This window comes from Pseudomonas extremorientalis (assembly GCF_001870465.1).
Lineage (GTDB): Bacteria > Pseudomonadota > Gammaproteobacteria > Pseudomonadales > Pseudomonadaceae > Aquipseudomonas > Aquipseudomonas extremorientalis.
Map to the genome: position 1 here is coordinate 240,180 of NZ_MDGK01000052.1, position 21,281 is coordinate 261,460.

Annotated in this window: 28 protein-coding genes; 19 read left to right on the forward strand and 9 right to left on the reverse strand. The window is 60.8% G+C overall.

Going from position 1 to position 21,281, the window contains the following annotated elements:
- Window positions 1-6: 6 nt before the first annotated feature.
- Window positions 7-531, reverse strand: coding sequence for a KdsC family phosphatase (locus BFN10_RS20225; RefSeq protein WP_058414321.1), 525 nt, complete (start codon window positions 529-531; stop codon window positions 7-9).
- On the reverse strand, window positions 532-1,506 hold the full coding sequence (locus BFN10_RS20230) for a KpsF/GutQ family sugar-phosphate isomerase (RefSeq protein WP_071491152.1): 975 nt from the start codon (window positions 1,504-1,506) through the stop codon (window positions 532-534).
- A gap of 298 nt (window positions 1,507-1,804) precedes the next feature.
- Here BFN10_RS20230 and BFN10_RS20235 point away from each other — a divergent pair, with 298 nt between their 5' ends.
- The 10 genes from BFN10_RS20235 (at window position 1,805) to hisC (ending at window position 9,764) form a co-directional block, all read left to right on the forward strand.
- Complete coding sequence (locus BFN10_RS20235; RefSeq protein WP_003171811.1) at window positions 1,805-2,614, forward strand: ATP-binding cassette domain-containing protein; 810 nt, start codon at window positions 1,805-1,807, stop codon at window positions 2,612-2,614.
- Window positions 2,614-3,411: a lipid asymmetry maintenance ABC transporter permease subunit MlaE gene (gene mlaE / locus BFN10_RS20240; RefSeq protein ID WP_003188592.1), complete on the forward strand. Its 798-nt coding sequence runs from the start codon at window positions 2,614-2,616 to the stop codon at window positions 3,409-3,411. The genes BFN10_RS20235 and mlaE overlap by 1 nt, the downstream gene beginning before the upstream one ends.
- Window positions 3,411-3,878 (forward strand): outer membrane lipid asymmetry maintenance protein MlaD, encoded by a 468-nt coding sequence (gene mlaD, locus BFN10_RS20245; protein ID WP_017845975.1) that lies wholly within the window; start codon window positions 3,411-3,413, stop codon window positions 3,876-3,878. Before mlaE ends, mlaD begins: the two co-directional genes overlap by 1 nt.
- 11 nt (window positions 3,879-3,889) lie before the next feature.
- Window positions 3,890-4,537 (forward strand): MlaC/ttg2D family ABC transporter substrate-binding protein, encoded by a 648-nt coding sequence (locus BFN10_RS20250; RefSeq protein WP_071491153.1) that lies wholly within the window; start codon window positions 3,890-3,892, stop codon window positions 4,535-4,537.
- A complete protein-coding gene (locus BFN10_RS20255; RefSeq protein ID WP_071491154.1) occupies window positions 4,534-4,839 on the forward strand; it encodes an STAS domain-containing protein in 306 nt (101 codons plus the stop codon). Before BFN10_RS20250 ends, BFN10_RS20255 begins: the two co-directional genes overlap by 4 nt.
- Before the next feature lie 114 nt (window positions 4,840-4,953).
- The gene (locus tag BFN10_RS20260) at window positions 4,954-5,193 is read left to right on the forward strand and encodes a BolA family protein (RefSeq protein WP_003188597.1); all 240 of its coding nucleotides are present in this window, start codon (window positions 4,954-4,956) and stop codon (window positions 5,191-5,193) included.
- 23 nt (window positions 5,194-5,216) lie between these two features.
- The gene (gene murA / locus BFN10_RS20265) at window positions 5,217-6,482 is read left to right on the forward strand and encodes a UDP-N-acetylglucosamine 1-carboxyvinyltransferase (protein ID WP_010213103.1); all 1,266 of its coding nucleotides are present in this window, start codon (window positions 5,217-5,219) and stop codon (window positions 6,480-6,482) included.
- 140 nt (window positions 6,483-6,622) lie between these two features.
- Entirely contained in the window at window positions 6,623-7,258 is a 636-nt protein-coding gene (hisG, locus tag BFN10_RS20270; RefSeq protein ID WP_007901570.1) for an ATP phosphoribosyltransferase, read from the forward strand.
- 127 nt (window positions 7,259-7,385) lie between these two features.
- Window positions 7,386-8,708 (forward strand): histidinol dehydrogenase, encoded by a 1,323-nt coding sequence (gene hisD, locus BFN10_RS20275; RefSeq protein ID WP_071491155.1) that lies wholly within the window; start codon window positions 7,386-7,388, stop codon window positions 8,706-8,708.
- A 3-nt stretch (window positions 8,709-8,711) separates the two neighbouring features.
- The gene (gene hisC, locus BFN10_RS20280) at window positions 8,712-9,764 is read left to right on the forward strand and encodes a histidinol-phosphate transaminase (protein WP_071491156.1); all 1,053 of its coding nucleotides are present in this window, start codon (window positions 8,712-8,714) and stop codon (window positions 9,762-9,764) included.
- A gap of 127 nt (window positions 9,765-9,891) precedes the next feature.
- Here the strand turns inward: hisC and BFN10_RS20285 are convergent, their stop codons facing one another.
- The gene (locus BFN10_RS20285) at window positions 9,892-11,166 is read right to left on the reverse strand and encodes a uracil-xanthine permease family protein (RefSeq protein WP_071491157.1); all 1,275 of its coding nucleotides are present in this window, start codon (window positions 11,164-11,166) and stop codon (window positions 9,892-9,894) included.
- A gap of 2 nt (window positions 11,167-11,168) precedes the next feature.
- Window positions 11,169-11,807: a uracil phosphoribosyltransferase gene (upp, locus tag BFN10_RS20290; RefSeq protein WP_024073483.1), complete on the reverse strand. Its 639-nt coding sequence runs from the start codon at window positions 11,805-11,807 to the stop codon at window positions 11,169-11,171.
- A gap of 164 nt (window positions 11,808-11,971) precedes the next feature.
- Between upp and BFN10_RS20295 the strand changes: the two genes are divergently transcribed.
- The 4 genes from BFN10_RS20295 to BFN10_RS20310 all read left to right on the forward strand — a co-directional run bounded on the left by BFN10_RS20295 (window position 11,972) and on the right by BFN10_RS20310 (window position 13,884).
- Window positions 11,972-12,529, forward strand: a complete 558-nt coding sequence (locus BFN10_RS20295; RefSeq protein WP_058422982.1) for a hypoxanthine-guanine phosphoribosyltransferase — start codon at window positions 11,972-11,974, stop codon at window positions 12,527-12,529.
- 3 nt (window positions 12,530-12,532) lie between these two features.
- The gene (locus BFN10_RS20300) at window positions 12,533-13,000 is read left to right on the forward strand and encodes a WbuC family cupin fold metalloprotein (RefSeq protein ID WP_071491158.1); all 468 of its coding nucleotides are present in this window, start codon (window positions 12,533-12,535) and stop codon (window positions 12,998-13,000) included.
- Window positions 13,001-13,035: 35 nt separating this feature from the next.
- Window positions 13,036-13,521, forward strand: a complete 486-nt coding sequence (locus BFN10_RS20305; RefSeq protein ID WP_071491159.1) for a hypothetical protein — start codon at window positions 13,036-13,038, stop codon at window positions 13,519-13,521.
- A gap of 75 nt (window positions 13,522-13,596) precedes the next feature.
- On the forward strand, window positions 13,597-13,884 hold the full coding sequence (locus tag BFN10_RS20310) for a PA4642 family protein (protein ID WP_058422979.1): 288 nt from the start codon (window positions 13,597-13,599) through the stop codon (window positions 13,882-13,884).
- A 69-nt stretch (window positions 13,885-13,953) separates the two neighbouring features.
- On the opposite strand, the gene mqo is transcribed toward BFN10_RS20310, so the two are convergent.
- Together mqo and BFN10_RS20320 are read right to left on the reverse strand one after the other, a co-directional pair.
- A complete protein-coding gene (mqo, locus tag BFN10_RS20315; protein WP_071491160.1) occupies window positions 13,954-15,462 on the reverse strand; it encodes a malate dehydrogenase (quinone) in 1,509 nt (502 codons plus the stop codon).
- 719 nt (window positions 15,463-16,181) lie between these two features.
- Window positions 16,182-16,415 (reverse strand): hypothetical protein, encoded by a 234-nt coding sequence (locus BFN10_RS20320; RefSeq protein WP_071491161.1) that lies wholly within the window; start codon window positions 16,413-16,415, stop codon window positions 16,182-16,184.
- 194 nt (window positions 16,416-16,609) lie between these two features.
- Here BFN10_RS20320 and BFN10_RS20325 point away from each other — a divergent pair, with 194 nt between their 5' ends.
- Window positions 16,610-17,197 carry a YajG family lipoprotein gene (locus BFN10_RS20325; protein WP_071491162.1) on the forward strand — a complete coding sequence of 196 codons (588 nt, stop codon included), beginning with the start codon at window positions 16,610-16,612 and terminating at the stop codon, window positions 17,195-17,197.
- 57 nt (window positions 17,198-17,254) lie between these two features.
- Here the strand turns inward: BFN10_RS20325 and BFN10_RS20330 are convergent, their stop codons facing one another.
- The gene (locus BFN10_RS20330) at window positions 17,255-17,464 is read right to left on the reverse strand and encodes a hypothetical protein (RefSeq protein ID WP_071491163.1); all 210 of its coding nucleotides are present in this window, start codon (window positions 17,462-17,464) and stop codon (window positions 17,255-17,257) included.
- 183 nt (window positions 17,465-17,647) lie between these two features.
- Between BFN10_RS20330 and BFN10_RS20335 the strand changes: the two genes are divergently transcribed.
- Window positions 17,648-17,905, forward strand: coding sequence for a hypothetical protein (locus BFN10_RS20335; RefSeq protein ID WP_071491164.1), 258 nt, complete (start codon window positions 17,648-17,650; stop codon window positions 17,903-17,905).
- A 122-nt stretch (window positions 17,906-18,027) separates the two neighbouring features.
- On the opposite strand, the gene BFN10_RS20340 is transcribed toward BFN10_RS20335, so the two are convergent.
- Window positions 18,028-19,191, reverse strand: coding sequence for a 1-acyl-sn-glycerol-3-phosphate acyltransferase (locus BFN10_RS20340; RefSeq protein WP_170856024.1), 1,164 nt, complete (start codon window positions 19,189-19,191; stop codon window positions 18,028-18,030).
- A gap of 132 nt (window positions 19,192-19,323) precedes the next feature.
- Between BFN10_RS20340 and BFN10_RS20345 the strand changes: the two genes are divergently transcribed.
- The 3 genes from BFN10_RS20345 to BFN10_RS20355 are packed head-to-tail and all read left to right on the forward strand — an operon-like array spanning window position 19,324 to window position 20,435.
- A complete protein-coding gene (locus BFN10_RS20345; RefSeq protein ID WP_071491166.1) occupies window positions 19,324-19,506 on the forward strand; it encodes a CPXCG motif-containing cysteine-rich protein in 183 nt (60 codons plus the stop codon).
- Window positions 19,507-19,517: 11 nt separating this feature from the next.
- The gene (locus BFN10_RS20350) at window positions 19,518-19,778 is read left to right on the forward strand and encodes a putative signal transducing protein (RefSeq protein ID WP_071491167.1); all 261 of its coding nucleotides are present in this window, start codon (window positions 19,518-19,520) and stop codon (window positions 19,776-19,778) included.
- A gap of 36 nt (window positions 19,779-19,814) precedes the next feature.
- Window positions 19,815-20,435 (forward strand): SOS response-associated peptidase, encoded by a 621-nt coding sequence (locus BFN10_RS20355; RefSeq protein WP_071491168.1) that lies wholly within the window; start codon window positions 19,815-19,817, stop codon window positions 20,433-20,435.
- Here BFN10_RS20355 and BFN10_RS30190 read toward each other — a convergent pair.
- The gene (locus BFN10_RS30190; protein ID WP_371262124.1) at window positions 20,432-21,274 is read right to left on the reverse strand and encodes a methyl-accepting chemotaxis protein; all 843 of its coding nucleotides are present in this window, start codon (window positions 21,272-21,274) and stop codon (window positions 20,432-20,434) included. The two genes, BFN10_RS20355 and BFN10_RS30190, sit on opposite strands and share 4 nt — an antisense overlap.
- Window positions 21,275-21,281: the final 7 nt, after the last annotated feature.

Genomic DNA, 21,281 nt, shown 5'->3' on the forward strand with positions numbered 1-21,281 from the left:
AACGCTCTATAAGTAGGCGGCGTGGGCCGCTTCAAGGCTGCCCTGGGCACGCAGGATCAGCTCGCAGAACTCGCGGGCGGCACCTTCGCCACCGCGGGCGCTGGTGATGCCATGGGCGTGTTCGCGAACAAACGCCGCCGCATTGGCGACGGCCATGCCCAGGCCTACTCGGCGAATCACCGGCAGGTCTGGCAGGTCATCACCCAAGTAGGCGACCTGCTCATAGCTTAGGTTGAGTTGGCCAAGAAGCTCGTCCAGAACCACCAGTTTATCCTCGCGGCCCTGATACAGGTGAGGAATCCCCAGGTTTTGTGCACGCCGTTCCACAACGGGCGTTTTCCGGCCGCTGATAATTGCCGTTTGCACGCCCGCCGCCATCAACATTTTGATGCCCTGGCCGTCCAGCGTGTTGAATGTCTTGAATTCGCTGCCGTCTTCGAGAAAGTACAGGCGGCCGTCGGTCAGCACACCGTCAACGTCGAAAATCGCGAGTTTGATATTTTTGCCGCGTTGCAACAGGTCGCTGGTCATCTACATCACTCCTGCACGCAGCAAGTCGTGCATGTTCAGGGCGCCAATCGGGCGGTCGTCGCCATCAACCACCACCAGCGCGCCGATCTTGTGGTCTTCCATGATCTTCAAGGCTTCGGCTGCCAGCATCTCGGGGCGCGCGGTCTTGCCGTGGGGTGTCATTACCGCGTCGATGGTGGCGGTGTGGATATCAATCGTGCGGTCCAGGGTACGGCGCAGGTCGCCGTCGGTGAAGACCCCGGCCAGGCGGCCATCGGCCTCGAGGATCACGGTCATGCCCAGGCCCTTGCGGGTCATTTCCATCAGCGCGTCTTTCAGCAGGGTGCCGCGCTGGACGTGAGGCAATTCATCGCCCGAGTGCATGACGTTTTCCACTTTCAGCAGCAGGCGGCGGCCCAGGGCGCCGCCTGGATGGGAAAACGCGAAGTCTTCGGCGGTAAACCCCCGGGCTTCCAGCAGTGCTACGGACAAGGCATCGCCCATGACCAGTGCGGCGGTGGTGGAGGAGGTCGGTGCCAGGTTCAGCGGGCAGGCCTCGTGGTCCACGTGGACGTTCAGGTTCACTTCGGCGGCCTTGGCCAGCGTCGACTCCGGGTTTCCGGTGATGCTGATCATCTTGATGCCCAGGCGTTTGATCAGCGGCAACAGGGTCACGATTTCGTTGGTCGTGCCGGAGTTGGACAAGGCAAGGATGATGTCATCCTTGGTGATCATGCCCATGTCGCCGTGGCTGGCTTCGGCCGGGTGCACGAAAAACGCGGTGGTTCCGGTGCTGGCCAGGGTGGCGGCGATCTTGTTGCCGACGTGGCCGGATTTGCCCATGCCGACCACCACAACGCGGCCCTTGCTGGCCAGAATCATCTCGCAGGCGCGTACGAAATCCGCGTCAATATGCGCCAGCAAGCCTTCTACGGCTTCAAGCTCGAGGCGGATGGTGCGTTGTGCGGATTGAATAAGGTCGCTGGATTGGCTCATGTCTGAAATCGTATAGCCTGACGAAAAGTCGGCGATTATAGCGGTAATGATCAATTCCCTCACGCAAGTTCGTCAGGGTTTGTTCGCAATGTGCTTGAGATTCAACCCCAGCAACGATTTTTCCCTGTCCCCAATCTGAACAAGCACTGTTCCGGCCTTGGGCGCCTAGTACCAGCAGTGATATAGTTCGCCGCCAGTTCGGTCCGCCCAGCCCACGTGGCCAACTATTGCACAACGGTTGCAAACGTTTGTAGCAAGCGTGGTGTCTGAGTGAGAGGCTGCATCCCAAGGAGTTTAGATGAGTGCCGATAACGCCTACGCGGTCGAGCTGAAGGGACTGACCTTCAAGCGCGGGACGCGCAGCATCTTCAATAACGTCGATATCCGCATTCCGCGCGGCAAGGTCACGGGCATCATGGGGCCTTCCGGTTGCGGCAAGACCACGCTGCTGCGCCTGATGGGCATGCAATTGCGCCCCAGTGCGGGAGAGGTGTGGGTCAACGGCCAGAACCTGCCGACGCTGTCGCGCAGCGATCTGTTCGATGCACGCAAGCACATGGGTGTGCTGTTCCAGAGCGGTGCGCTGTTCACCGACCTTGATGTTTTCGAGAACGTGGCCTTTCCGCTGCGGGTGCATACCCAGCTGTCCGATGAAATGATTCGTGACATTGTGTTGCTGAAACTGCAGGCCGTGGGCCTTCGCGGCGCCATCGACCTGATGCCCGATGAATTGTCTGGTGGGATGAAGCGCCGTGTGGCGCTGGCGCGTGCCATCGCCCTCGACCCGCAGATTCTCATGTACGACGAGCCCTTCGTCGGTCAGGACCCCATCGCCATGGGCGTGCTGGTGCGTCTGATCCGTCTGCTCAACGATGCACTGGGCATCACCAGCATCGTGGTCTCCCACGATCTTGCAGAAACCGCGAGCATTGCCGATTACCTCTATGTAGTGGGCGATGGCCAGGTGCTGGGGCAGGGCACGCCCGAAGAGCTGATGAACGCCGACAACCCGCGCATTCGCCAATTCATGACCGGCGATCCTGATGGCCCGGTGCCTTTTCACTTTCCGGCGGCGGATTACCGCTCAGATCTTCTGGGGAAGCGCTGATGCGCAAGACATCTCTTATCGAGAAGGTTCGCCTTTTCGGTCGCTCGGGCATCGACATCGTCGAAGTGCTGGGCCGTTCGACGATTTTCCTGTTCCACGCATTGCTCGGCCGTGGCGGCATTGGCGGCGGCTTTGGGCTGCTGGTCAAGCAGTTGCATTCAGTGGGCGTGATGTCCCTGGTGATCATCGTGGTCTCCGGGGTGTTCATCGGCATGGTGCTGGCGTTGCAGGGCTTCAATATCCTGTCCAGCTATGGTTCGGAGCAGGCGGTGGGGCAGATGGTCGCCCTGACGCTGTTGCGTGAACTGGGGCCGGTGGTGACCGCTCTGCTGTTCGCCGGGCGCGCGGGCTCCGCGCTGACCGCCGAAATCGGCAACATGAAGTCCACCGAACAGCTGTCCAGCCTGGAAATGATTGGCGTGGATCCACTCAAGTACATTGTTGCCCCACGCCTGTGGGCCGGCTTCATTTCCCTGCCACTGCTGGCGATGATCTTCAGCGTGGTCGGGATCTGGGGTGGTTCGTGGGTGGCAGTGGACTGGCTGGGCGTCTACGACGGCTCCTACTGGGCCAACATGCAGAACAGCGTGACGTTCACTGGCGACGTGCTCAACGGCATCATAAAGAGCATCGTGTTCGCCTTTGTTGTCACCTGGATCGCCGTATTCCAAGGCTATGACTGTGAGCCCACCTCAGAAGGGATCAGTCGCGCCACCACCAAGACCGTTGTGTACGCCTCGCTGGCGGTACTGGGCCTTGACTTCATTTTGACCGCCTTGATGTTTGGAGATTTCTGATGCAAAACCGCACTGTGGAAATCGGTGTCGGCCTTTTCTTGCTGGCTGGCATCCTGGCTTTACTCTTGTTGGCCCTGCGCGTCAGCGGCCTGTCGGCCAGCCCCACTGCCGACACTTATAAACTTTACGCATACTTCGACAATATCGCCGGTTTGACTGTCAGAGCTAAAGTGACCATGGCCGGTGTGACCATCGGCAAGGTCACGGCAATCGATCTGGATCGCGACAGCTTCACCGGCCGAGTGACGATGCAACTGGACAAGAAGGTAGATAATCTGCCGACTGACTCCACTGCATCTATTCTCACTGCGGGTCTGCTGGGCGAGAAATACATCGGTATCAGCGTGGGTGGGGAAACAGCCCTGCTCAAGGATGGCTCGACAATCCACGACACACAGTCGTCGCTGGTGCTTGAGGACCTGATCGGTAAATTCCTGCTTAATACGGTCAATAAAGACGCCAAATGAGGAATCTGTTCATGATCTCTACCTTGCGACGCGGCCTGCTGGTGCTGTTGGCAGCGCTGCCGCTGATGGCTAACGCGGCAGGTTCTGCGCACGATCTGGTGCAGGACACGACCAACAAAATGCTGGCTGACCTCACTGCCAATAAAGAGCAGTACAAGCAAGATCCGAGTAAGTTTTACAACGCGCTCAACACCATTGTCGGCCCGGTGGTCGATGCCGAAGGCATTTCCCGCAGCATCATGACGGTCAAGTATTCGCGCAAGGCGACGCCTGCGCAGATGCAGACCTTCCAGGAAAACTTCAAGAAAGGCCTGTTCCAGTTCTACGGCAACGCGCTGCTCGAGTACAACAACCAGGGCATTACCGTTGCGCCTGCCGGGGACGAGTCGGGTAATCGCACCAGCGTCAACATGAGCGTCAAGGGCAACAACGGTGCCGTCTACCCTGTGCAATACACGCTCGAGAAGGTCAACGGCGAGTGGAAGCTGCGCAACGTGATCATCAACGGTATCAACATCGGCAAGCTGTTCCGTGATCAGTTCGCTGACGCGATGCAGCGTAATGGCAACGACCTGGACAAAACCATCAACGGTTGGGCCGGTGAAGTCGCCAAAGCCAAGGAAACATCCGATAAAGAAGCCGGGAAGCCTGTGCAATGACCGAGTCGGCTGTTCGTCTTGGCGACGCCGGTGAGTTGTTCCTCAGCGGCGTGCTGGATTACCGCACCGGGCCTGAGCTGCGCAAGCAGGGTCAGGCGCTGATCAAGACCAGCACTGCGCCCGCGTTGGTGCTGGATTGTTCTGCCGTGACCAAGTCCAGCAGCGTCGGCTTGTCGCTGCTGCTGTGCTTCATGCGTGATGCTGAGGCGGCCAGGAAGCCGGTCAGCATCCGGGCATTGCCCGAAGACATGCGCGAAATCGCCGAAGTTTCCGGTCTGACCGAGCTGCTGGCGCATCCTTAATACACATTATTAAAGAAGCCCCCCGTCAGAGTCCTGCTATGCGGGGTTCGCAGGCGCGGGGCTTTTTTGTATGATGTGCGACCCGCGCGCACTGGGCGCCGATAGAGGTTGAGCATGCAGGCCCTAGAAGTTAAGAGCTTTCTTGAAGGAAAGCTGCCGGAAACGACCGTTGAAGTTGAAGGCGAAGGCTGCAACTTCCAGCTGAACGTGATTAGCGATGAACTGGCGGCACTCAGCCCGGTCAAGCGTCAGCAGCAGATCTATGCCCATTTGAACCCGTGGATCACCGATGGCAGCATCCATGCGGTCACTATGAAATTTTTCAGCCGCGCGGCCTGGGCCGAGCGCACCTGAGCCCCCAAGGCGTCGAGATTCTTATGGATAAATTGATTATTACCGGCGGTGCCCGCCTTGATGGCGAGATTCGCATCTCCGGTGCAAAAAACTCCGCCTTGCCGATCCTGGCAGCGACCCTGCTGTGCGATGGCCCGGTGACCGTGGCCAACCTGCCGCACCTGCACGACATCACCACCATGATCGAGTTGTTCGGTCGCATGGGTATCGAGCCGGTGATCGACGAGAAACTGGCTGTCGAAATCGACCCGCGCACCATCAAGACCCTGATAGCACCGTACGAACTGGTGAAAACCATGCGTGCGTCGATCCTGGTGCTTGGCCCGATGGTTGCCCGTTTCGGCGAAGCCGAAGTCGCCCTGCCTGGCGGTTGCGCCATTGGCTCGCGTCCGGTTGACCTGCACATCCGTGGCCTTGAAGCCATGGGCGCCGTTATCGACGTCGAAGGCGGCTACATCAAGGCCAAGGCGCCGGAAGGCGGCCTGCGTGGCGCCAATTTCTTCTTTGATACTGTCAGTGTGACCGGCACCGAGAACATCATGATGGCCGCTGCCCTGGCCAAAGGCCGCAGCGTCCTGCAAAACGCCGCGCGCGAGCCGGAAGTGGTCGACCTGGCCAACTTCCTGAACGCCATGGGCGCGAAGGTTTCCGGTGCGGGCACCGACACCATCACCATCGATGGCGTAGAGCGTCTGCACACCGCCACCTACAAGGTAATGCCTGACCGCATCGAGACCGGCACCTACCTGGTTGCCGCCGCCGTCACCGGTGGCCGCGTCAAGGTCAAGGACACCGATCCGACCATCCTGGAAGCGGTCCTGGAAAAGCTGCGCGAAGCCGGTGCGGAAATCACGACCGGTGAAGACTGGATCGAGCTGAACATGCACGGCAAGCGTCCCAAGGCCGTCAACGTGCGTACCGCTCCGTACCCGGCGTTCCCGACCGATATGCAAGCGCAGTTCATCTCCCTGAACGCGATTGCCGAAGGCACCGGTGCCGTGATCGAGACCATCTTCGAAAACCGCTTCATGCACGTGTACGAATTGCACCGCATGGGCGCGAAGATCCAGGTCGAAGGCAACACCGCCATCGTCACCGGCACCGAAAAACTCAAGGGCGCGCCAGTCATGGCCACCGACCTGCGTGCATCGGCCAGCCTGGTGATCTCGGCGCTGATCGCCGAAGGCGACACCCTGATCGACCGCATCTACCACATAGACCGTGGTTACGAGTGCATTGAAGAAAAACTGCAGATGCTCGGCGCGAAAATCCGCCGCGTACCGGGCTAGTCCCGGAAGCTGTAACGGTGGGGGGAGGGTAATCTCTCTCTACAGGATTTGTTTCAAGTCGAGGCTGTAATGGCCTCGATCTGTGTCCGGCGCCGTTTGCGACCGGACCGCAATAGCCTGATAAAGGATTGACGTTTCCCATGTTGACCATCGCACTGTCCAAGGGCCGCATCCTTGACGACACGTTGCCGCTTCTGGCTGAAGCGGGCATCGTGCCGACCGAGAATCCGGACAAGAGCCGCAAGCTGATCATCCCCACGACCCAGGCCGACGTGCGCCTGTTGATCGTGCGCGCTACCGACGTGCCGACCTACGTTGAACATGGCGCGGCCGACCTCGGCGTCGCCGGTAAAGACGTGCTGATGGAATACGGTGGCCAGGGCCTGTACGAGCCGTTGGACCTGCGTATCGCCCTGTGCAAGCTGATGACCGCCGGCCGTGTCGGTGATGTGGAGCCGAAGGGCCGCCTGCGCGTGGCGACCAAGTTCGTCAACGTCGCCAAGCGCTACTACGCCGAGCAAGGCCGCCAGGTCGACATCATCAAGCTTTACGGCTCGATGGAGCTGGCGCCGTTGATCGGCCTGGCTGACAAGATCATCGACGTGGTCGACACCGGTAACACCCTGCGCGCCAACGGTCTTGAGCCGCAGGACTTCATTGCCGACATCAGCTCCCGTCTGATCGTCAACAAGGCATCGATGAAGATGCAGCACGCCCGTATCCAGGCGTTGATCGACACGCTGCGCAAGGCAGTGGAGTCGCGACACCGCGGTTGACCTACCCGCGCGGCCCTGGGTCGCGCCCGTCTATCCGCCTCATAGCCAGAATTCTCAGGTGCCCAAGCGGATCGACTGCTAACGTTCGGCGCCTGAGCATTTTTGCCAATCCTATGAGGCCCTCGCTATGACCACGTCCACTGCAATTGCCCGACTCAACGCTGCCGACCCGGATTTCGCCCATCATCTGGATCATCTGCTGAGCTGGGAAAGCGTGTCCGACGATTCGGTCAACCAGCGGGTGCTCGACATCATCAAGGCCGTGCGCGAGCGCGGTGATGCGGCGCTGGTGGACTTCACCCGCCAGTTTGACGGTCTGGACGTCAAGTCCATGGCTGACCTGATCCTGCCCCGCGAACGCCTGGAGCTGGCCCTGACGCGCATCACCGCGCCGCAGCGCGAAGCCCTGGAAGTGGCGGCGGCGCGTGTGCGCAGCTACCACGAAAAACAGAAACAGGACTCCTGGAGCTACACCGAAGCCGACGGTACTGTACTGGGCCAGAAGGTCACGCCGCTGGACCGCGCCGGTTTGTACGTGCCGGGTGGCAAGGCTTCGTACCCTTCATCGGTGCTGATGAACGCGATCCCGGCCAAAGTGGCGGGCGTGACCGAGGTGGTCATGGTGGTGCCGACGCCGCGTGGTGAAATCAACGAGCTGGTGCTGGCAGCGGCTTGCATCGCCGGTGTCGATCGGGTTTTCACCATCGGTGGTGCCCAAGCTGTTGCCGCCCTGGCCTATGGCACTGAAAGCGTACCAAAGGTAGACAAAGTGGTCGGCCCCGGCAACATCTATGTTGCCACTGCCAAGCGCCATGTGTTCGGCCAGGTCGGTATCGACATGATCGCCGGCCCTTCGGAAATCCTCGTGGTGTGCGACGGTCAGACCGATCCGGACTGGATCGCCATGGACCTGTTCTCCCAGGCCGAGCACGACGAAGACGCCCAGGCGATCCTGGTCAGTCCGGACGCCGAGTTCCTCGACAAGGTCGCGGCCAGCATCAATAAGCTGCTGCCGACCATGGAGCGCGCCGAGATCATCGAGAAATCGATCAATGGCCGTGGTGCGCTGATCCTGGTGCGCGACATGGAGCAAGCCATCGACGTGGCCAACCGCATCGCGCCGGAGCACCTGGAGTTGTCCGTCGCCGACCCACAAGCCTGGCTGCCGTCGATTCGCCACGCCGGTGCGATCTTCATGGGCCGCCACACCAGCGAGGCCCTGGGCGACTACTGCGCAGGCCCGAACCACGTGCTGCCGACTTCCGGCACCGCGCGTTTCTCGTCGCCGCTGGGGGTGTATGACTTCCAGAAGCGTTCGTCGATCATTTTCTGCTCGCCGCAGGGCGCTTCCGAGCTGGGCAAGACTGCCTCGGTGCTGGCCCGTGGCGAATCCCTCAGCGCGCACGCCCGCAGCGCCGAATACCGCATCCTTGAAGAGAAGGGGAACTGAGACATGAGCAAATTCTGGAGCCCTTTCGTCAAGGACCTCGTGCCTTACGTGCCCGGTGAACAACCGAAGCTGACCAAACTGGTCAAGCTCAATACCAATGAAAACCCCTACGGTCCGTCGCCCAAAGCGTTGGCGGCAATGCAGGCCGAGTTGAATGACAACCTGCGCCTGTACCCGGACCCCAACAGCGACCTGCTCAAACAGGCGGTGGCCACGCATTACGGGATCGACGCCGCTAAAGTCTTCCTCGGCAACGGTTCCGACGAAGTGCTGGCGCACATCTTCCACGGTTTGTTCCAGCACGACCTGCCGCTGCTGTTCCCGGATATCAGCTACAGCTTCTATCCGGTTTACTGCGGCCTTTATGGCATCAAGTCCGACCCGGTGCCGCTGGATGACCAGTTCCAGATTCGCGTGGCGGATTACGCCAAACCCAACGGCGGGATCATTTTTCCCAACCCGAACGCGCCGACCGGCTGCGTGCTGGCGTTGGACGCGGTGGAGCAAATCCTCAAGGCCAGCCCGGATTCGGTGGTGGTGGTCGATGAAGCCTATATCGACTTCGGCGGTGAAACCGCGATCAGCCTGGTGGATCGCTACCCGAACCTGCTGGTCACCCAGACCCTGTCCAAATCGCGCTCACTGGCCGGTTTGCGTGTGGGCCTGGCCGTGGGCCACCCGGACTTGATCGAGGCGCTGGAGCGGGTCAAGAACAGCTTCAACTCCTATCCACTGGACCGCCTGGCGATTGTTGGCGCGGCGGCGGCGTTCGAGGACCGTGAGTATTTCGAGAAGACGTGCCGGTTGGTGATCGACAGTCGCGACAAGCTGGTCGCGCAACTGGAAGAGAAAGGCTTTGAAGTGCTGCCGTCGGCTGCCAACTTCATCTTTGCCCGTCACCCACGGCACGACGCTGCGGGCCTGGCGGCCAAGTTGCGTGAGCAAGGGGTGATCGTGCGGCACTTCAAGCAGGAGCGGATTGCCCAGTTCCTGCGGATCAGCATCGGTACGCCGGAGCAGAACCAGGCGTTGATCGATGGGCTCGGTGAGCTCTAAGCCACACTGAAGAGCAAAATGTGGGAGGGGGCTTGCCCCGATTGCGGTGTATCAGTCAGCTAATGCATTGACTGACACACTGCTATCGGGGGCAAGCCCCCTCCCACATTGGGTTTCGCGGTGCTGGTTAGAGCAACGGCTCATCCGACTTCTTGTTCTTCCAGCCATCATTGCCCGGCAGCAGCAGGTTCAACCCAATCGCCACCACCGCACACAGGGCGATGCCCTTGAGGCCGAAGTCATCCGGGCCGGTGCCGGTGCCGACCAGCACACCGCCAATCCCGAATACCAGGGTCACCGACACAATCACCAGGTTGCGCGCTTCGCCCAGGTCGATCTTGTGGCGGATCAGCGTGTTCATCCCCACCGCGGCAATCGAGCCGAACAGCAGGCACAGAATCCCGCCCATCACCGGCACCGGAATGCTCTGCAGCAACGCGCCGAACTTGCCGATGAACGCCAGGCTGATGGCAAACACCGCTGCCCAGGTCATGATCTTCGGGTTGTAGTTCTTGGTCAGCATCACCGCGCCGGTCACTTCGGCGTAGGTGGTGTTGGGTGGGCCGCCGAACAGACCGGCAGCCGTGGTGGCAATGCCGTCACCCAGCAGGGTGCGGTGCAGGCCGGGCTTCTTCAAGTAGTCGCGACCGGTCACGCTGCCCACCGCAATCACGCCGCCGATATGTTCGATTGCCGGGGCCAGGGCCACCGGGACGATGAACAGGATCGCCTGCCAGTTGAATTCCGGCGCGGTGAAGTGGGGCAGGGCGAACCAGGGGGCCGCCGCGATCTTCGCCGTGTCGACCACGCCAAAGTAGAACGACATGGCGAAGCCCACCAGCACGCCGGAGATGATCGGCACCAGGCGGAAAATGCCTTTGCCGAACACCGCCACGATCAAGGTGGTCAGCAGCGCAGGCATCGAGATCATCATCGCGGTCTGGTAATGGATCAGCTCAGCGCCATCACCGGTTTTACCCATCGCCATGTTCGCGGCAATCGGCGCCATGGCCAGGCCGATGGAGATAATCACCGGCCCGATCACCACGGGCGGCAGCAACCGGTCGATAAACCCGGTGCCTTTGATCTTCACCGCCAGGCCCAGGAAGGTGTACACGAAACCCGCCGCCATCACCCCGCCCATGGTCGCCGCGAGGCCGAACTGGCCCTTGGCGAGAATGATCGGGGTAATGAAGGCAAAGCTCGACGCCAGGAAGACCGGCACCTGCCGCCCCGTCACCACCTGGAACAGCAGCGTGCCCAGGCCTGCGGTGAACAGCGCGACGTTTGGATCAAGACCTGTGATCAGTGGCATCAACACCAGCGCACCAAATGCTACGAAGAGCATTTGTGCGCCAGACAGGATCTGGCGCCAAAGCGGGTCGTTGAATTCATCCTGCATGCTCACGCGTCCTTCTGCTTGGTGCCGAAGATCTTGTCACCGGCATCGCCCAGGCCTGGGATGATGTAGCCGTGTTCATTCAGGCGCTCGTCGATGGAGGCGGTGTAGATCTGCACATCCGGGTGGGCCTTCTCGACGGCGGCAATGCCTTCGGGCGCGGCCACCAGCACCATGGCGCGGATGTCCTTGCAGCCGGCTTTTTTCAGCAGGTCGATAGTGGCAACCATGGAGCTGCCGGTGGCGAGCATCGGGTCGATGATCATCGCCAGGCGCTCGTTGATTTCCGGGACGAGTTTTTCCAGGTAGGTGTGGGCCTGCAAGGTTTCTTCGTTGCGGGCCACGCCCACGGCGCTGACCTTGGCGCCCGGGATCAGGCTGAGGACGCCTTCGAGCATGCCGATACCGGCGCGCAGGATCGGCACCACGGTGATTTTCTTACCGGCGATTTTCTCGACCTGGACGGGACCGGCCCAACCAGGGATTTCGTAGCTCTCCAAAGGTAAATCCTTGGTCGCTTCGTAGGTGAGCAACGCTCCGACTTCCTGAGCAAGCTCACGGAAGTTCTTCGTGCTAATGTCGGCGCGGCGCATAAGGCCGAGCTTGTGTCGGATCAGCGGGTGGCGGATCTCGCGAGTGGGCATGGGAAAGGCTCCGGCGGCGGGCAAAAAAAACGGCCTAGATTAATCTATCCGAGGGTGTTGTCCTATAGACATCTAGTACGTTAGTCCATTAAGGCTTGCTCGGAGCGCACGAGAAGCGTACCTTCGCCCGCTTTTCTTGCCACAGCACCCCCTTGGAGAGCGCCATGTCCGCTGATCTCGAGCATATCCGTCAAATCATGCGCGAGGCTGACTGCCTGTACACCGAAGCGCAAGTCGAAGAAGCGATCGCCAAGGTCGGCGCACACATCAGCCGCGAAATGGCCGACACCAACCCGGTGGTCTTCTGCGTGATGAATGGCGGCCTGATCTTCGCCGGCAAATTGCTGACCCACCTGCAATTCCCGCTGGAAGCGTCCTACCTGCACGCCACCCGTTATCGCAACGAAACCAGCGGCGGCGACTTGTTCTGGAAGGCCAAGCCGGAAGTTTCCTTCATCGACCGCGACGTGCTGATCATCGACGACATCCTCGACGAAGGTCACACCCTGGGCGCGATCATCGACTTCTGCAAACACGCCGGCGCGCGCAAAGTGCACACCGCCGTGCTGATCGACAAAGACCACGACCGCAAGGCGCGTCCGGACCTGAAAGCCGATTACGTCGGCCTGCCGTGCATCGACCGCTACATCTTCGGTTATGGCATGGACTACAAAGGCTACTGGCGCAACGCCAACGGGATTTTCGCCGTCAAAGGAATGTAAGCCATGGCCCGCTTTCTTGATCAGACGCTGTTTGCCGAACTGGCCGAGAAAGCGGCCACCCACCCCCGTGGCCGGCACCACCATAACTTCCACCAGATGGAAGAACCCTGCCATCGCCTGGCGGTAGGCCTGCAACCTGACACTTATGTACCGCCGCATCGGCACCTGAGCGCGGACAAGGCAGAAACCTTGCTGGTGCTGCAGGGCCGCTTGGGCTTGCTGGTCTTCAACGAAACCGGCGAGGTCATTGCCAGGCGTGTCATGCAGGCTGGCGGTGAATGCGCCGGTGTCGATCTGCCGCCGGGGGTGTTCCATGGCCTGGTGGTGCTGGAGCCCGACACGGTGATGTTCGAGTGCAAGGCCGGGCCTTATCGTCCGGTGGGCGAGGGCGAACAGCCCGACTGGGCGCCCCGCGAAGGCGAGGCCGGTGTGGCCGAGTACCAACGCTGGATGCTTGCCCAGTTCGATTGAGCTACAGTGCTGGGCCCACCTTGCCGGAGCGGCCCATGAGCCTGTTGATACGCACCTGCGCCGCCCTGGCGCTGACCCTCAGTTTGCCGCTGGCTGCCGCGCCAGCGCCGATGCACAGCCAATTCCTGCCTTCGGACGACCTGACCCTGCGCGCTGAAGCGCCGGAGCAGCAGCAACTGTTGCAAGTCACCGACTACGCGGTGGTGGTGGGCAACCAGCGCCAGTCCAGCCAGCAGCCGATCCCGGTGACCTCGCCGCTGATGATCCGCCTCAAGGGCAAGTCCCTGAACAAAGGTGCGACCATCGCCCAGGTGGTGCTCAATTTCGACGCCGAAAGCAAAAGCCTGAAAAAGCCGGTGTATGACGACTCCAGCAAAACCCTGACGCTGTCTTACCCCTTGGCCCAATACCGGGTGATTGTCGACCTGCTGCGCAATGACACGGTGTATGTACAGTTCCTCAGTTATGCCAACGGGCATATCTGGGCGGATTTGCACACGGGTGCGGTTAAAGCCAGGTAGGCCCCGCCTACACAAGCCCGCGCCCCGCAGGTAGACTTCAAACCCCGTGTAAATGTCTGCAGGCTGGAGTCGGTAATGCGTAAAGATAAGAAACAGGTGATTGGTGACGAGATCGGCGACGATCAGATCAAGTTGTTCCTGGACTTCGAGCCGGTCGACGCAACTTCTCCGTCCCTGCACAAGCTGATCAAGGCCTACCGTGGCCTGCGTATCGACGATTTCGAGCGGTTTCTGGGTTTCTTCAAGGAAGCCGGCCTGGACCTCGACGGCAAGGATGCGCATGGCCAGACCTTCGTCGACCTGATCAAGGACCAGCGCAACGCGGACGAGTACATCGAACTGATCGAAAACGCTCGCGGCTGATTATCCGATACACAAAAAAACGCCCCGTTCTCATGCTGAGAACGGGGCGTTTTTTATTGCCTCAAGGCCTCAAGCGTAGCTCTCGGTCTCGGCGGCAGGCTCAACCAGTTCCAGGCTGATGTTGTTCTGCGCGTTGATCTTGCGATACAGCTCGGCATCCGTTTCCAGGACCTTTTCACGGGCCGGGAAGATCTCGTGCAGTTTGGCAGCCCACTCACCGGCGGCTTTTTCCGGGAAGCACTTCTCGATCAACTCCAGCATGATCGAAACGGTCACCGAAGCACCCGGGGACGCGCCGAGCAGTGCTGCGAGCGTGCCGTCTTTCGCCGCGACCAGCTCGGTGCCGAATTGCAGCACGCCGCCTTTTTTCGGGTCTTTCTTGATGATCTGCACCCGTTGGCCGGCCACTTCCAGGCGCCAGTCTTCGGCTTTCGCCTCGGGGTAGAAGCGGCGCAGGGATTCCAGGCGCTGTTCCATGGACTGCATCACTTCGCTGACCAGGTACTTGGTCAGGTCCATGTTGTCGCGGGCCACGGCCAGCATCGGGCCGATGTTGCCGGCGCGAACCGACAGCGGCAGGTCGAGGAACGAGCCGTGCTTGAGGAACTTGGTGGTGAAACCGGCGTAAGGCCCGAACAGCAGGGACTTCTTGCCATCGACCACGCGGGTATCCAGGTGCGGCACGGACATCGGCGGCGAACCCACGGCAGCCTGGCTGTAGACCTTGGCCTGGTGGTGCTTGACCACTTCCGGGTTGTCGCAACGCAGCCACTGGCCGCTGACCGGGAAGCCGCCAAAGCCTTTGCTTTCTTCGATGCCCGAGGCTTGCAGCAGCGGCAGGGCCGCGCCGCCGGCGCCGAGGAACACGAACCTGGCGTCGACTTCGCGGCTGCTGCCGCTGTTGACGTCCTTGATGCTTACGGTCCAGCCCGCGCCGTTGCGCTTGAGGCCGGTGACGCGCTTGCTGTACTTGACCTGGGCGTCTGCCGAGCTGGTCAGGTGGCTGAGCAGCTGGTTGGTCAGCGCGCCGAAATTCACGTCCGTGCCGTTCATCACACGGGTGGCTGCGATTTTTTCGTCGAGCGGACGGCCCGGCATCATCAGCGGCATCCACTCGGCCATCTCGCTACGGTCTTCGGTGTAGTGCATGTCCGAAAACGCGTGGTGCTGGCTGAGGGTTTCAAAGCGCTTCTTGAGGAAGGACACGCCTTTTTCGCCCTGCACGAAGCTCAGGTGCGGCACCGGGCTGATAAAGGACCTGGACGAGCCAAAGGTGCCCTTTTTGGTCAGGTACGCCCAGAACTGCTTCGACACCTCGAATTGGGTGTTGATGTGCACGGCTTTCTTGATGTCGATGGAGCCATCGGCGGCCTGCGGCGTGTAGTTCAGCTCACACAGCCCGGCGTGGCCGGTACCGGCGTTGTTCCACGGGTTGGAACTTTCCGCGGCACCCGAATCCATCAGCTCAACGACTTCCAGCTTCAGGCCGGGGTCGAGCTCTTTGAGCAGTACGGCCAGGGTGGCACTCATGATGCCGGCCCCTACCAGTACTACGTCGACTGCTTCGTTATGCGCCATTTAACGCGTCTCCAAAATCTGCAGCACCAAATTGACGGCATGGCTGCCAGGAGTGATGGGGCGGTTCACGTGTTGCCCCAGGTTACCCATGGCCAGGATCGCCATGTCCGATTCGCAATTCTTTGCATGTTCAGCGCACGCTTCCTGCCGGGCTAATCTGCCTATGAACGCATTCATGGGCGCCTGTGGCAATTCGACTTATGGTCAAAGCGTGCGATTCGTGCAACCAATCCGTAGCGGACAGGCTCAAGCTCCCGTTGTTGAGGAGTACTCGATCCTGTGTGGTTGGGCTGTTCCAGACGCTGATGGTGCTTGTACAAACGCCAAACTATTCATTTGCTCGCCACACTCTTGTGAAGTTGTGAAAACCCGTTTTTTCACGCTCTTTTGAAGACGTGAACCTCAAAAAAGGGCTGCCCCAGCCTGGCACCTGGCCCCTAGCCGACACGCGGCAAAACGGGCAAACAACTCAAGTGGCCGAGCGCAATGGCAGCTCTGGCAGATTCGGTAAAGGCGGGTGGTTTGCAAAGAAAACAGCAAGCGCGCCAGCTTCACTCGATCTGTGTGGGCGGCTCTCTGTGGGCGATTCTTGGAGCTAATGCCGAGGCATTAACGATGCTGCGAGGCCCGATCAGGAGACGTCCTTATAATCGGGGGGAGATTGTAGCGAAGAACGCCAGGGAAATGGGCGTGTTTTATGACTTTTATTAGGCGTTCGGTCAGGCGGCCAACGGTTGGTGACGCGACGGCTGCGCTGCACGTGGGCTGACACGGGCGCTGGCCGGCAGCGGGTGGTGCATCCAGCTCAGCCGGATTTCATCGATTTCCACCCAGCCGTCGCCTACAGGAGGCTGGCAGCACTCTTTGAAGGCCTGGCAACGGCCTTGCACATCGAGCAGGGCGAACTGGCGAAGGGCGGGTTTGCGCGTGAACAGTGACCAGAGAAATTGCATGGCGACAGACCTCTTGGGATTGGGGTCAAGCTTGCCTGTCGGGCATGACGGCTCTGTGTATCAGCCGTGACATATCAGTGACATCGAACCGCTACAGTCTGTGCAGGTCTCAGGTTGTAACTGGCGCTAGTTCCCGGCACTGGCGCACCGCTATACTGCCCGCCTGTCGGTACCCGATTTCTGGAGAGAAGAGCATGTTGCAACGCCTGTTGTTCGGTTTGATCACTGTGACCAGTTTGACCCTGGTTGGCTGCGCCAACAGCCCGCAACAACTGACCCCGGAACCGAAAATCACCACGCAGTTGGCCCCCGTGGGTCACGGCCAGCCGGTGTCGGTGCGTGTGGTGGATGGTCGTCCGTCGCCTACGCTCGGTTCGCGCGGCGGCCTGTATCCGGAAACCGCCCTGGTCTCGGTGAACGCTCAAGACGTACTGCCCAAGCTGCAGGCCCAGGCCGAAGCTGCCGTGCGCCTGCTGGGTTTCACCCCGAGCCCCAACGCGCCGGGTGCTCCGCAGTTGACGATCACCCTGGCCGAATTGAAGTACCAGTCGCCTAAAGACGGCCTGTACGTGACCGAAGCATCCATCGGCGCCACCTTCAAGTCCGACGTCACCGCCGGCACCCGTCGCTACAGCGGCCGCTACGGTGCGTCCCTGAACCAGCGTTTCGGCATGTCGCCGAACCAGGAAACCAACACCAAGTTGGTCAGCGACGTGCTGAGCGATGCCTTGACCCGCCTGTTCAAGGACCCAAGCATCGGTTCGTTGCTCAGCGCGCAATAACCGGTCCTTAAAAAAGCCGGGCTCATCAGTGAGCCCGGTTTTTTTTCGTCTTCAGTTTCATGCAGCCGTGTCGATACAGAAATCCAGCAGGCTCACCCCGGTCAACAGATCGGCCTCCGGCAGGTCGGCATGCTGGTGTCCGCCAAGGGCGCAATACACCAGCCAGTGGCGGTCCTGGACGTTGAAGGCCAGGCCGCCGATCAGCGCTTCCTGCTCATCGCTCGGGGCGATCAGATACAGCCGATCCTGGTTGTGCGCATGCAGCATGACAAGCTCCTGAAACGTCAAAGGGCAACAGAGTGGCTTGTTAAGGTGACGTTCAGGTGACGCCGTAAATTACTGGATACATTAGCCGTCAATGGGGGAGGGAGCATTTCAGGCGCCGGAGGCCACTATCGTTCAGGTTTGTATCTGAACCGATACCAAAACACTGTTTTGCCGAGGTTTGCGATGGCGCTGCCCGCACTTTTGACCAATGTTGTTGCTTTGGCCGTGGCCTGTCCGGGCGCGGCACTGCTGTTCATTACCCGCCTGCGCGAACAGCGCGCCATGGCCGACCTCACCGCGCAGAGCGAAGATCGCGCAATTGATCAGCCGATGTTGTTTCTGGATGTGCGCACCGAACGGGCGCATCGCCTGGCTTACCGCGTCGGGTTTGCCTGCCTGGGCGTGGCGCTGGCCATCTCCTGGCTCAGCACCCGCCTTTAAGAACACCACAAAACAAATGTGGGAGGGGGGCTTGCCCCCGATGACGGAGCTTCAGTCGACAGCTGATTGACTGATACACCGCTATCGGGGGCAAGCCCCCTCCCACATTTTTGAATCGGTGTTTAGAGGGGTATTCCAGCCTTGACCCGATACTGATTGCGCACCGGCGTCGCATATTGCACCACCAGGAACGGCCGGTGCTCAGCCGGGCAGTCGTTCAGACGCCGCTCCCACTCCGCCTTCGCCTTGGCCAGTTCATCAGCCGGGAACACTTCGGCCGCCGTCGGCACCTGCAATTGAGGGTCGGCGTCGCTCCACTGGGCGTAGGCCAGGTAATGCACCGGGAACAACCGGTAGCCCCCCAGAATCTGCCGGTCCATTTCTGCCGCCAGCAACTTGGTGTCTTCGAAACGCTCGGTAATCGGCGGCGCGAAGTTAATGTGCACGCGACCCTTGTAGCCGGTGATGCCCAGGGCAATGCTCACATCATCTTCGCCCTGCGCCTTGACGTAGGTGCCGGTGGTCGCGCGGATGTACAGCTCGCGGGCCTTGGCTGAATCACACGGGTCGTATTCGTAGCTGATGGACACCGGCGTCAGGTTCAGCGACTGGATCACCTCGGCAAACGGCTCGTCCTTGCGGCTGACGTGGAACATCTTGAGGATCGCCGACTCGGTACGGTCATCTCCATCCTTGGCGCGCCCTTCGGCCTGGGCGATCCAGATCGACGCACCGTCGTTGCGGATCGAATGGTTGATGTAGGCCGACAGCAGCTGATACGCCGCCATCTTCTCTTTGCGCCCGGTGATCGAGCGGTGCACGATGAAACTCTTGTTCAGGCGCATCAGGTCGCTGACAAACGGCTTCTGCAGCAGGTTGTCGCCAATGGCGATGCGAGGTGTCGGCAGGCCGGCGTGGTATACCGCATAGTTGACGAAGGCCGGGTCCATCACGATATCGCGGTGGTTGGCCAGGAACAGGTAGGCGGTGCCGGACTTGAGCTGCTCGACCCCGGTGTAGGTCACGCCGTCGGTCGCCCGGTCAATGGTGTGGTCGACGTAGTACTCGACTTTGTCCTGCAGCGTGGCCACGGTGGTGACGCCGGCGAATTCACGGCGCAGTTTGCGGGCGATCATCGGCTTGAGCAGCCAGCCCAGGGCGCCGGCGAAGCGCGGGAAGCGGAAGTGGGTCAGGATGTCCAGAAAGGCCTTGTCACTGAACAGACGTGCCAGCACTGCCGGGACTTCGCTGTCGTTGTAAGGTCGGATGGTATCGAATTCGCCCATCATGCTCTCTTGTTAGAAACGGCTAGGGTAAGTAAAGGAAATACCAGGGTGCGGCCCGAGTAATGGGCTCGGCCAAAAATAGCCCTGTAAATAGACCGGCGATTATACGCACAAGTCACCTTGGAGGCTGCGATGCTGGAAAACGCGACGTACGATTGTCCTTATTGCGGTGAAGTGGTCGAGACAACGGTGGATTTGTCCGGGGGGGATCAGGTTTATATAGAGGACTGCCAGGTGTGCTGCCGACCGATCATTTTCGATCTGCAGGTACATGGCGAAGAATGGATGCTTGAAACCCGTAGTGAAAACGAATAGCGGGGACGCTGATGCAACGAATCTACGAACCGGAAAACCTGATGGAGGGCGAGCTGCTGCAACAGATGCTCGCCAGCGAAGGTATCGAGGCGCACCTGGTGGGTCGTCATTTGCTCGGCGGCACCGGCGAATTGCCCATCTTCGGCCTGCTGGGCCTGGAGGTGGATAATGACCGCGCCCTGTATGCCCGCGAGTTGATTACCGCCTATATCGGCGCACAACCGTTGCCGGGCGACGAACCCGACAGCTTCCCCGACGTGCTGGTCTGTTAGGCTGTCGGTCGGTTTACCCAAGAGTCGTGTTACCCCATGTGTGGACGTTATGCCCTGTTTCGCTGGACCCCCGCTTTTGCTGCCCTGCCGGGCTTTCCGGCCGACCAGCAGGCCCAGTGGAACATTTCCCCGAATGATTCTGTGCTGATCCAGCGCGCCGCCGACGGCCAGCGCACCCTGGCTCGCGCCCGCTGGGGGCTCACCCCGCCCTGGTTGACCGATCTTTCCCGTACCCCCGCCCACGCCCGCGCCGAAACCCTGGCCGAACAGCCGATGTTTCGCGAAGCGTTCCGCCAGCGTCGCTGCCTGCTACCGGCCAATGGGTTCTACGAATGGCGTGGCACCCAGCGCAAGCGCCCGTACTGGCTGACACCGGGGGAGGGCTCCACGTTGTTTTTTGCCGCGATCTGGGAGGCCTACCCGGTGCAGGAACAGGTGTGGCTGAGCACCGCGGTGGTGACCCAGGCCGCGCAGGCCCAGCGTCGGCCACTGATTCTGGATGAGGCCGGACAGGCAGCCTGGCTCGACCCCGAGACGCCGTTGCATGTGTTGCAAGGCCTGCTGGCCAGTGAGCCGAGCGCGTTGCGCGAGCGGGTCCTGGCCAACATGGTCAATGATCCCAAGCTTAACGGGCCGGAGTGCCTGACCCCGGCTTAAACCTTGAACTGATTGATCAGCCGGCGCTGCTGCTCGGCCAACTTGGTCAAGTCTGCACTGGCCGCACTGGATTCATCCGCGCCGCCCGCCACTTCATTGGCCACCTGGCCGATATTGATCACGTTGCGATTGATGTCCTCGGCCACCGCGCTCTGCTCCTCGGCGGCACTCGCGATCTGGGTGTTCATGTCGTTGATCACCGACACCGCCTGGGTGATGGTCTCCAGTGCTTCGGCCGCCTTGGCCGCGTGTTGCACGCTTTCATCGGTGCGGTTCTGGCTGTCCTCCATCACCCGCACCACATCCCGCGTGCCTTGTTGCAACTGCTGGATCATAGTCTGGATTTCTTCAGTGGCCTTTTGCGTCTTCTGCGCCAGGTTGCGCACTTCGTCGGCGACCACGGCAAAACCACGACCTTGCTCGCCGGCCCGCGCCGCCTCGATGGCGGCGTTGAGTGCCAGCAGGTTGGTCTGCTCGGCAATCCCGCGAATCGCCGTGAGGATGGCGTTGATGTTTTCGCTGTCCTTGGCCAGGGTTTGCACCACACCGACGGCCTTGCCGATTTCCTCGGCGAGCGCGCCGATGGAGGTGGAGGTGTCACGCACAATACGCATGCCCTGGCTCGCGGCCTGGTCGGCATGGCTGGCGGCCTGTGCGGCTTGGGTGGCGTTGCGTGCAACGTCTTGCGCAGTGGCGGTCATCTCATGCACGGCGGTGGCGACCTGGTCGATCTCCACCATCTGTTTATGCACACCCTGGTTGGTACGGATCGCGATATCAGCGGTGTGCTCCGACGAGTCGCTGACCTTCTGCACCGAACTCACCACCTGGGTGATCATGCCTTGC

Excerpts from the sequence above, each read along its gene's own strand:
- BFN10_RS20295 (WP_058422982.1), top strand. The coding sequence starts at position 11,972 with ATGTCCGCTGATCTCGAGCATATCCGTCAAATCATGCGCGAGGCTGAC.
- BFN10_RS20340 (WP_170856024.1), bottom strand. The coding sequence starts at position 19,191 with ATGGGCGAATTCGATACCATCCGACCTTACAACGACAGCGAAGTCCCG.
- mlaE (WP_003188592.1), top strand. The coding sequence starts at position 2,614 with ATGCGCAAGACATCTCTTATCGAGAAGGTTCGCCTTTTCGGTCGCTCG.
- BFN10_RS20305 (WP_071491159.1), top strand. The coding sequence starts at position 13,036 with ATGAGCCTGTTGATACGCACCTGCGCCGCCCTGGCGCTGACCCTCAGT.
- BFN10_RS20335 (WP_071491164.1), top strand. The coding sequence starts at position 17,648 with ATGGCGCTGCCCGCACTTTTGACCAATGTTGTTGCTTTGGCCGTGGCC.
- BFN10_RS20300 (WP_071491158.1), top strand. The coding sequence starts at position 12,533 with ATGGCCCGCTTTCTTGATCAGACGCTGTTTGCCGAACTGGCCGAGAAA.
- BFN10_RS20320 (WP_071491161.1), bottom strand. The coding sequence starts at position 16,415 with ATGCAATTTCTCTGGTCACTGTTCACGCGCAAACCCGCCCTTCGCCAG.
- BFN10_RS20250 (WP_071491153.1), top strand. The coding sequence starts at position 3,890 with ATGATCTCTACCTTGCGACGCGGCCTGCTGGTGCTGTTGGCAGCGCTG.
- BFN10_RS20330 (WP_071491163.1), bottom strand. The coding sequence starts at position 17,464 with ATGCTGCATGCGCACAACCAGGATCGGCTGTATCTGATCGCCCCGAGC.
- BFN10_RS20235 (WP_003171811.1), top strand. The coding sequence starts at position 1,805 with ATGAGTGCCGATAACGCCTACGCGGTCGAGCTGAAGGGACTGACCTTC.
- mqo (WP_071491160.1), bottom strand. The coding sequence starts at position 15,462 with ATGGCGCATAACGAAGCAGTCGACGTAGTACTGGTAGGGGCCGGCATC.
- BFN10_RS20310 (WP_058422979.1), top strand. The coding sequence starts at position 13,597 with ATGCGTAAAGATAAGAAACAGGTGATTGGTGACGAGATCGGCGACGAT.
- BFN10_RS20345 (WP_071491166.1), top strand. The coding sequence starts at position 19,324 with ATGCTGGAAAACGCGACGTACGATTGTCCTTATTGCGGTGAAGTGGTC.
- hisG (WP_007901570.1), top strand. The coding sequence starts at position 6,623 with ATGTTGACCATCGCACTGTCCAAGGGCCGCATCCTTGACGACACGTTG.
- mlaD (WP_017845975.1), top strand. The coding sequence starts at position 3,411 with ATGCAAAACCGCACTGTGGAAATCGGTGTCGGCCTTTTCTTGCTGGCT.
- BFN10_RS20230 (WP_071491152.1), bottom strand. The coding sequence starts at position 1,506 with ATGAGCCAATCCAGCGACCTTATTCAATCCGCACAACGCACCATCCGC.
- BFN10_RS20325 (WP_071491162.1), top strand. The coding sequence starts at position 16,610 with ATGTTGCAACGCCTGTTGTTCGGTTTGATCACTGTGACCAGTTTGACC.
- murA (WP_010213103.1), top strand. The coding sequence starts at position 5,217 with ATGGATAAATTGATTATTACCGGCGGTGCCCGCCTTGATGGCGAGATT.
- hisC (WP_071491156.1), top strand. The coding sequence starts at position 8,712 with ATGAGCAAATTCTGGAGCCCTTTCGTCAAGGACCTCGTGCCTTACGTG.
- BFN10_RS20225 (WP_058414321.1), bottom strand. The coding sequence starts at position 531 with ATGACCAGCGACCTGTTGCAACGCGGCAAAAATATCAAACTCGCGATT.
- BFN10_RS20355 (WP_071491168.1), top strand. The coding sequence starts at position 19,815 with ATGTGTGGACGTTATGCCCTGTTTCGCTGGACCCCCGCTTTTGCTGCC.
- BFN10_RS20285 (WP_071491157.1), bottom strand. The coding sequence starts at position 11,166 with ATGCAGGATGAATTCAACGACCCGCTTTGGCGCCAGATCCTGTCTGGC.
- BFN10_RS20350 (WP_071491167.1), top strand. The coding sequence starts at position 19,518 with ATGCAACGAATCTACGAACCGGAAAACCTGATGGAGGGCGAGCTGCTG.
- hisD (WP_071491155.1), top strand. The coding sequence starts at position 7,386 with ATGACCACGTCCACTGCAATTGCCCGACTCAACGCTGCCGACCCGGAT.
- BFN10_RS20255 (WP_071491154.1), top strand. The coding sequence starts at position 4,534 with ATGACCGAGTCGGCTGTTCGTCTTGGCGACGCCGGTGAGTTGTTCCTC.
- upp (WP_024073483.1), bottom strand. The coding sequence starts at position 11,807 with ATGCCCACTCGCGAGATCCGCCACCCGCTGATCCGACACAAGCTCGGC.
- BFN10_RS20260 (WP_003188597.1), top strand. The coding sequence starts at position 4,954 with ATGCAGGCCCTAGAAGTTAAGAGCTTTCTTGAAGGAAAGCTGCCGGAA.
- BFN10_RS30190 (WP_371262124.1), bottom strand. The coding sequence starts at position 21,274 with ATGATCACCCAGGTGGTGAGTTCGGTGCAGAAGGTCAGCGACTCGTCG.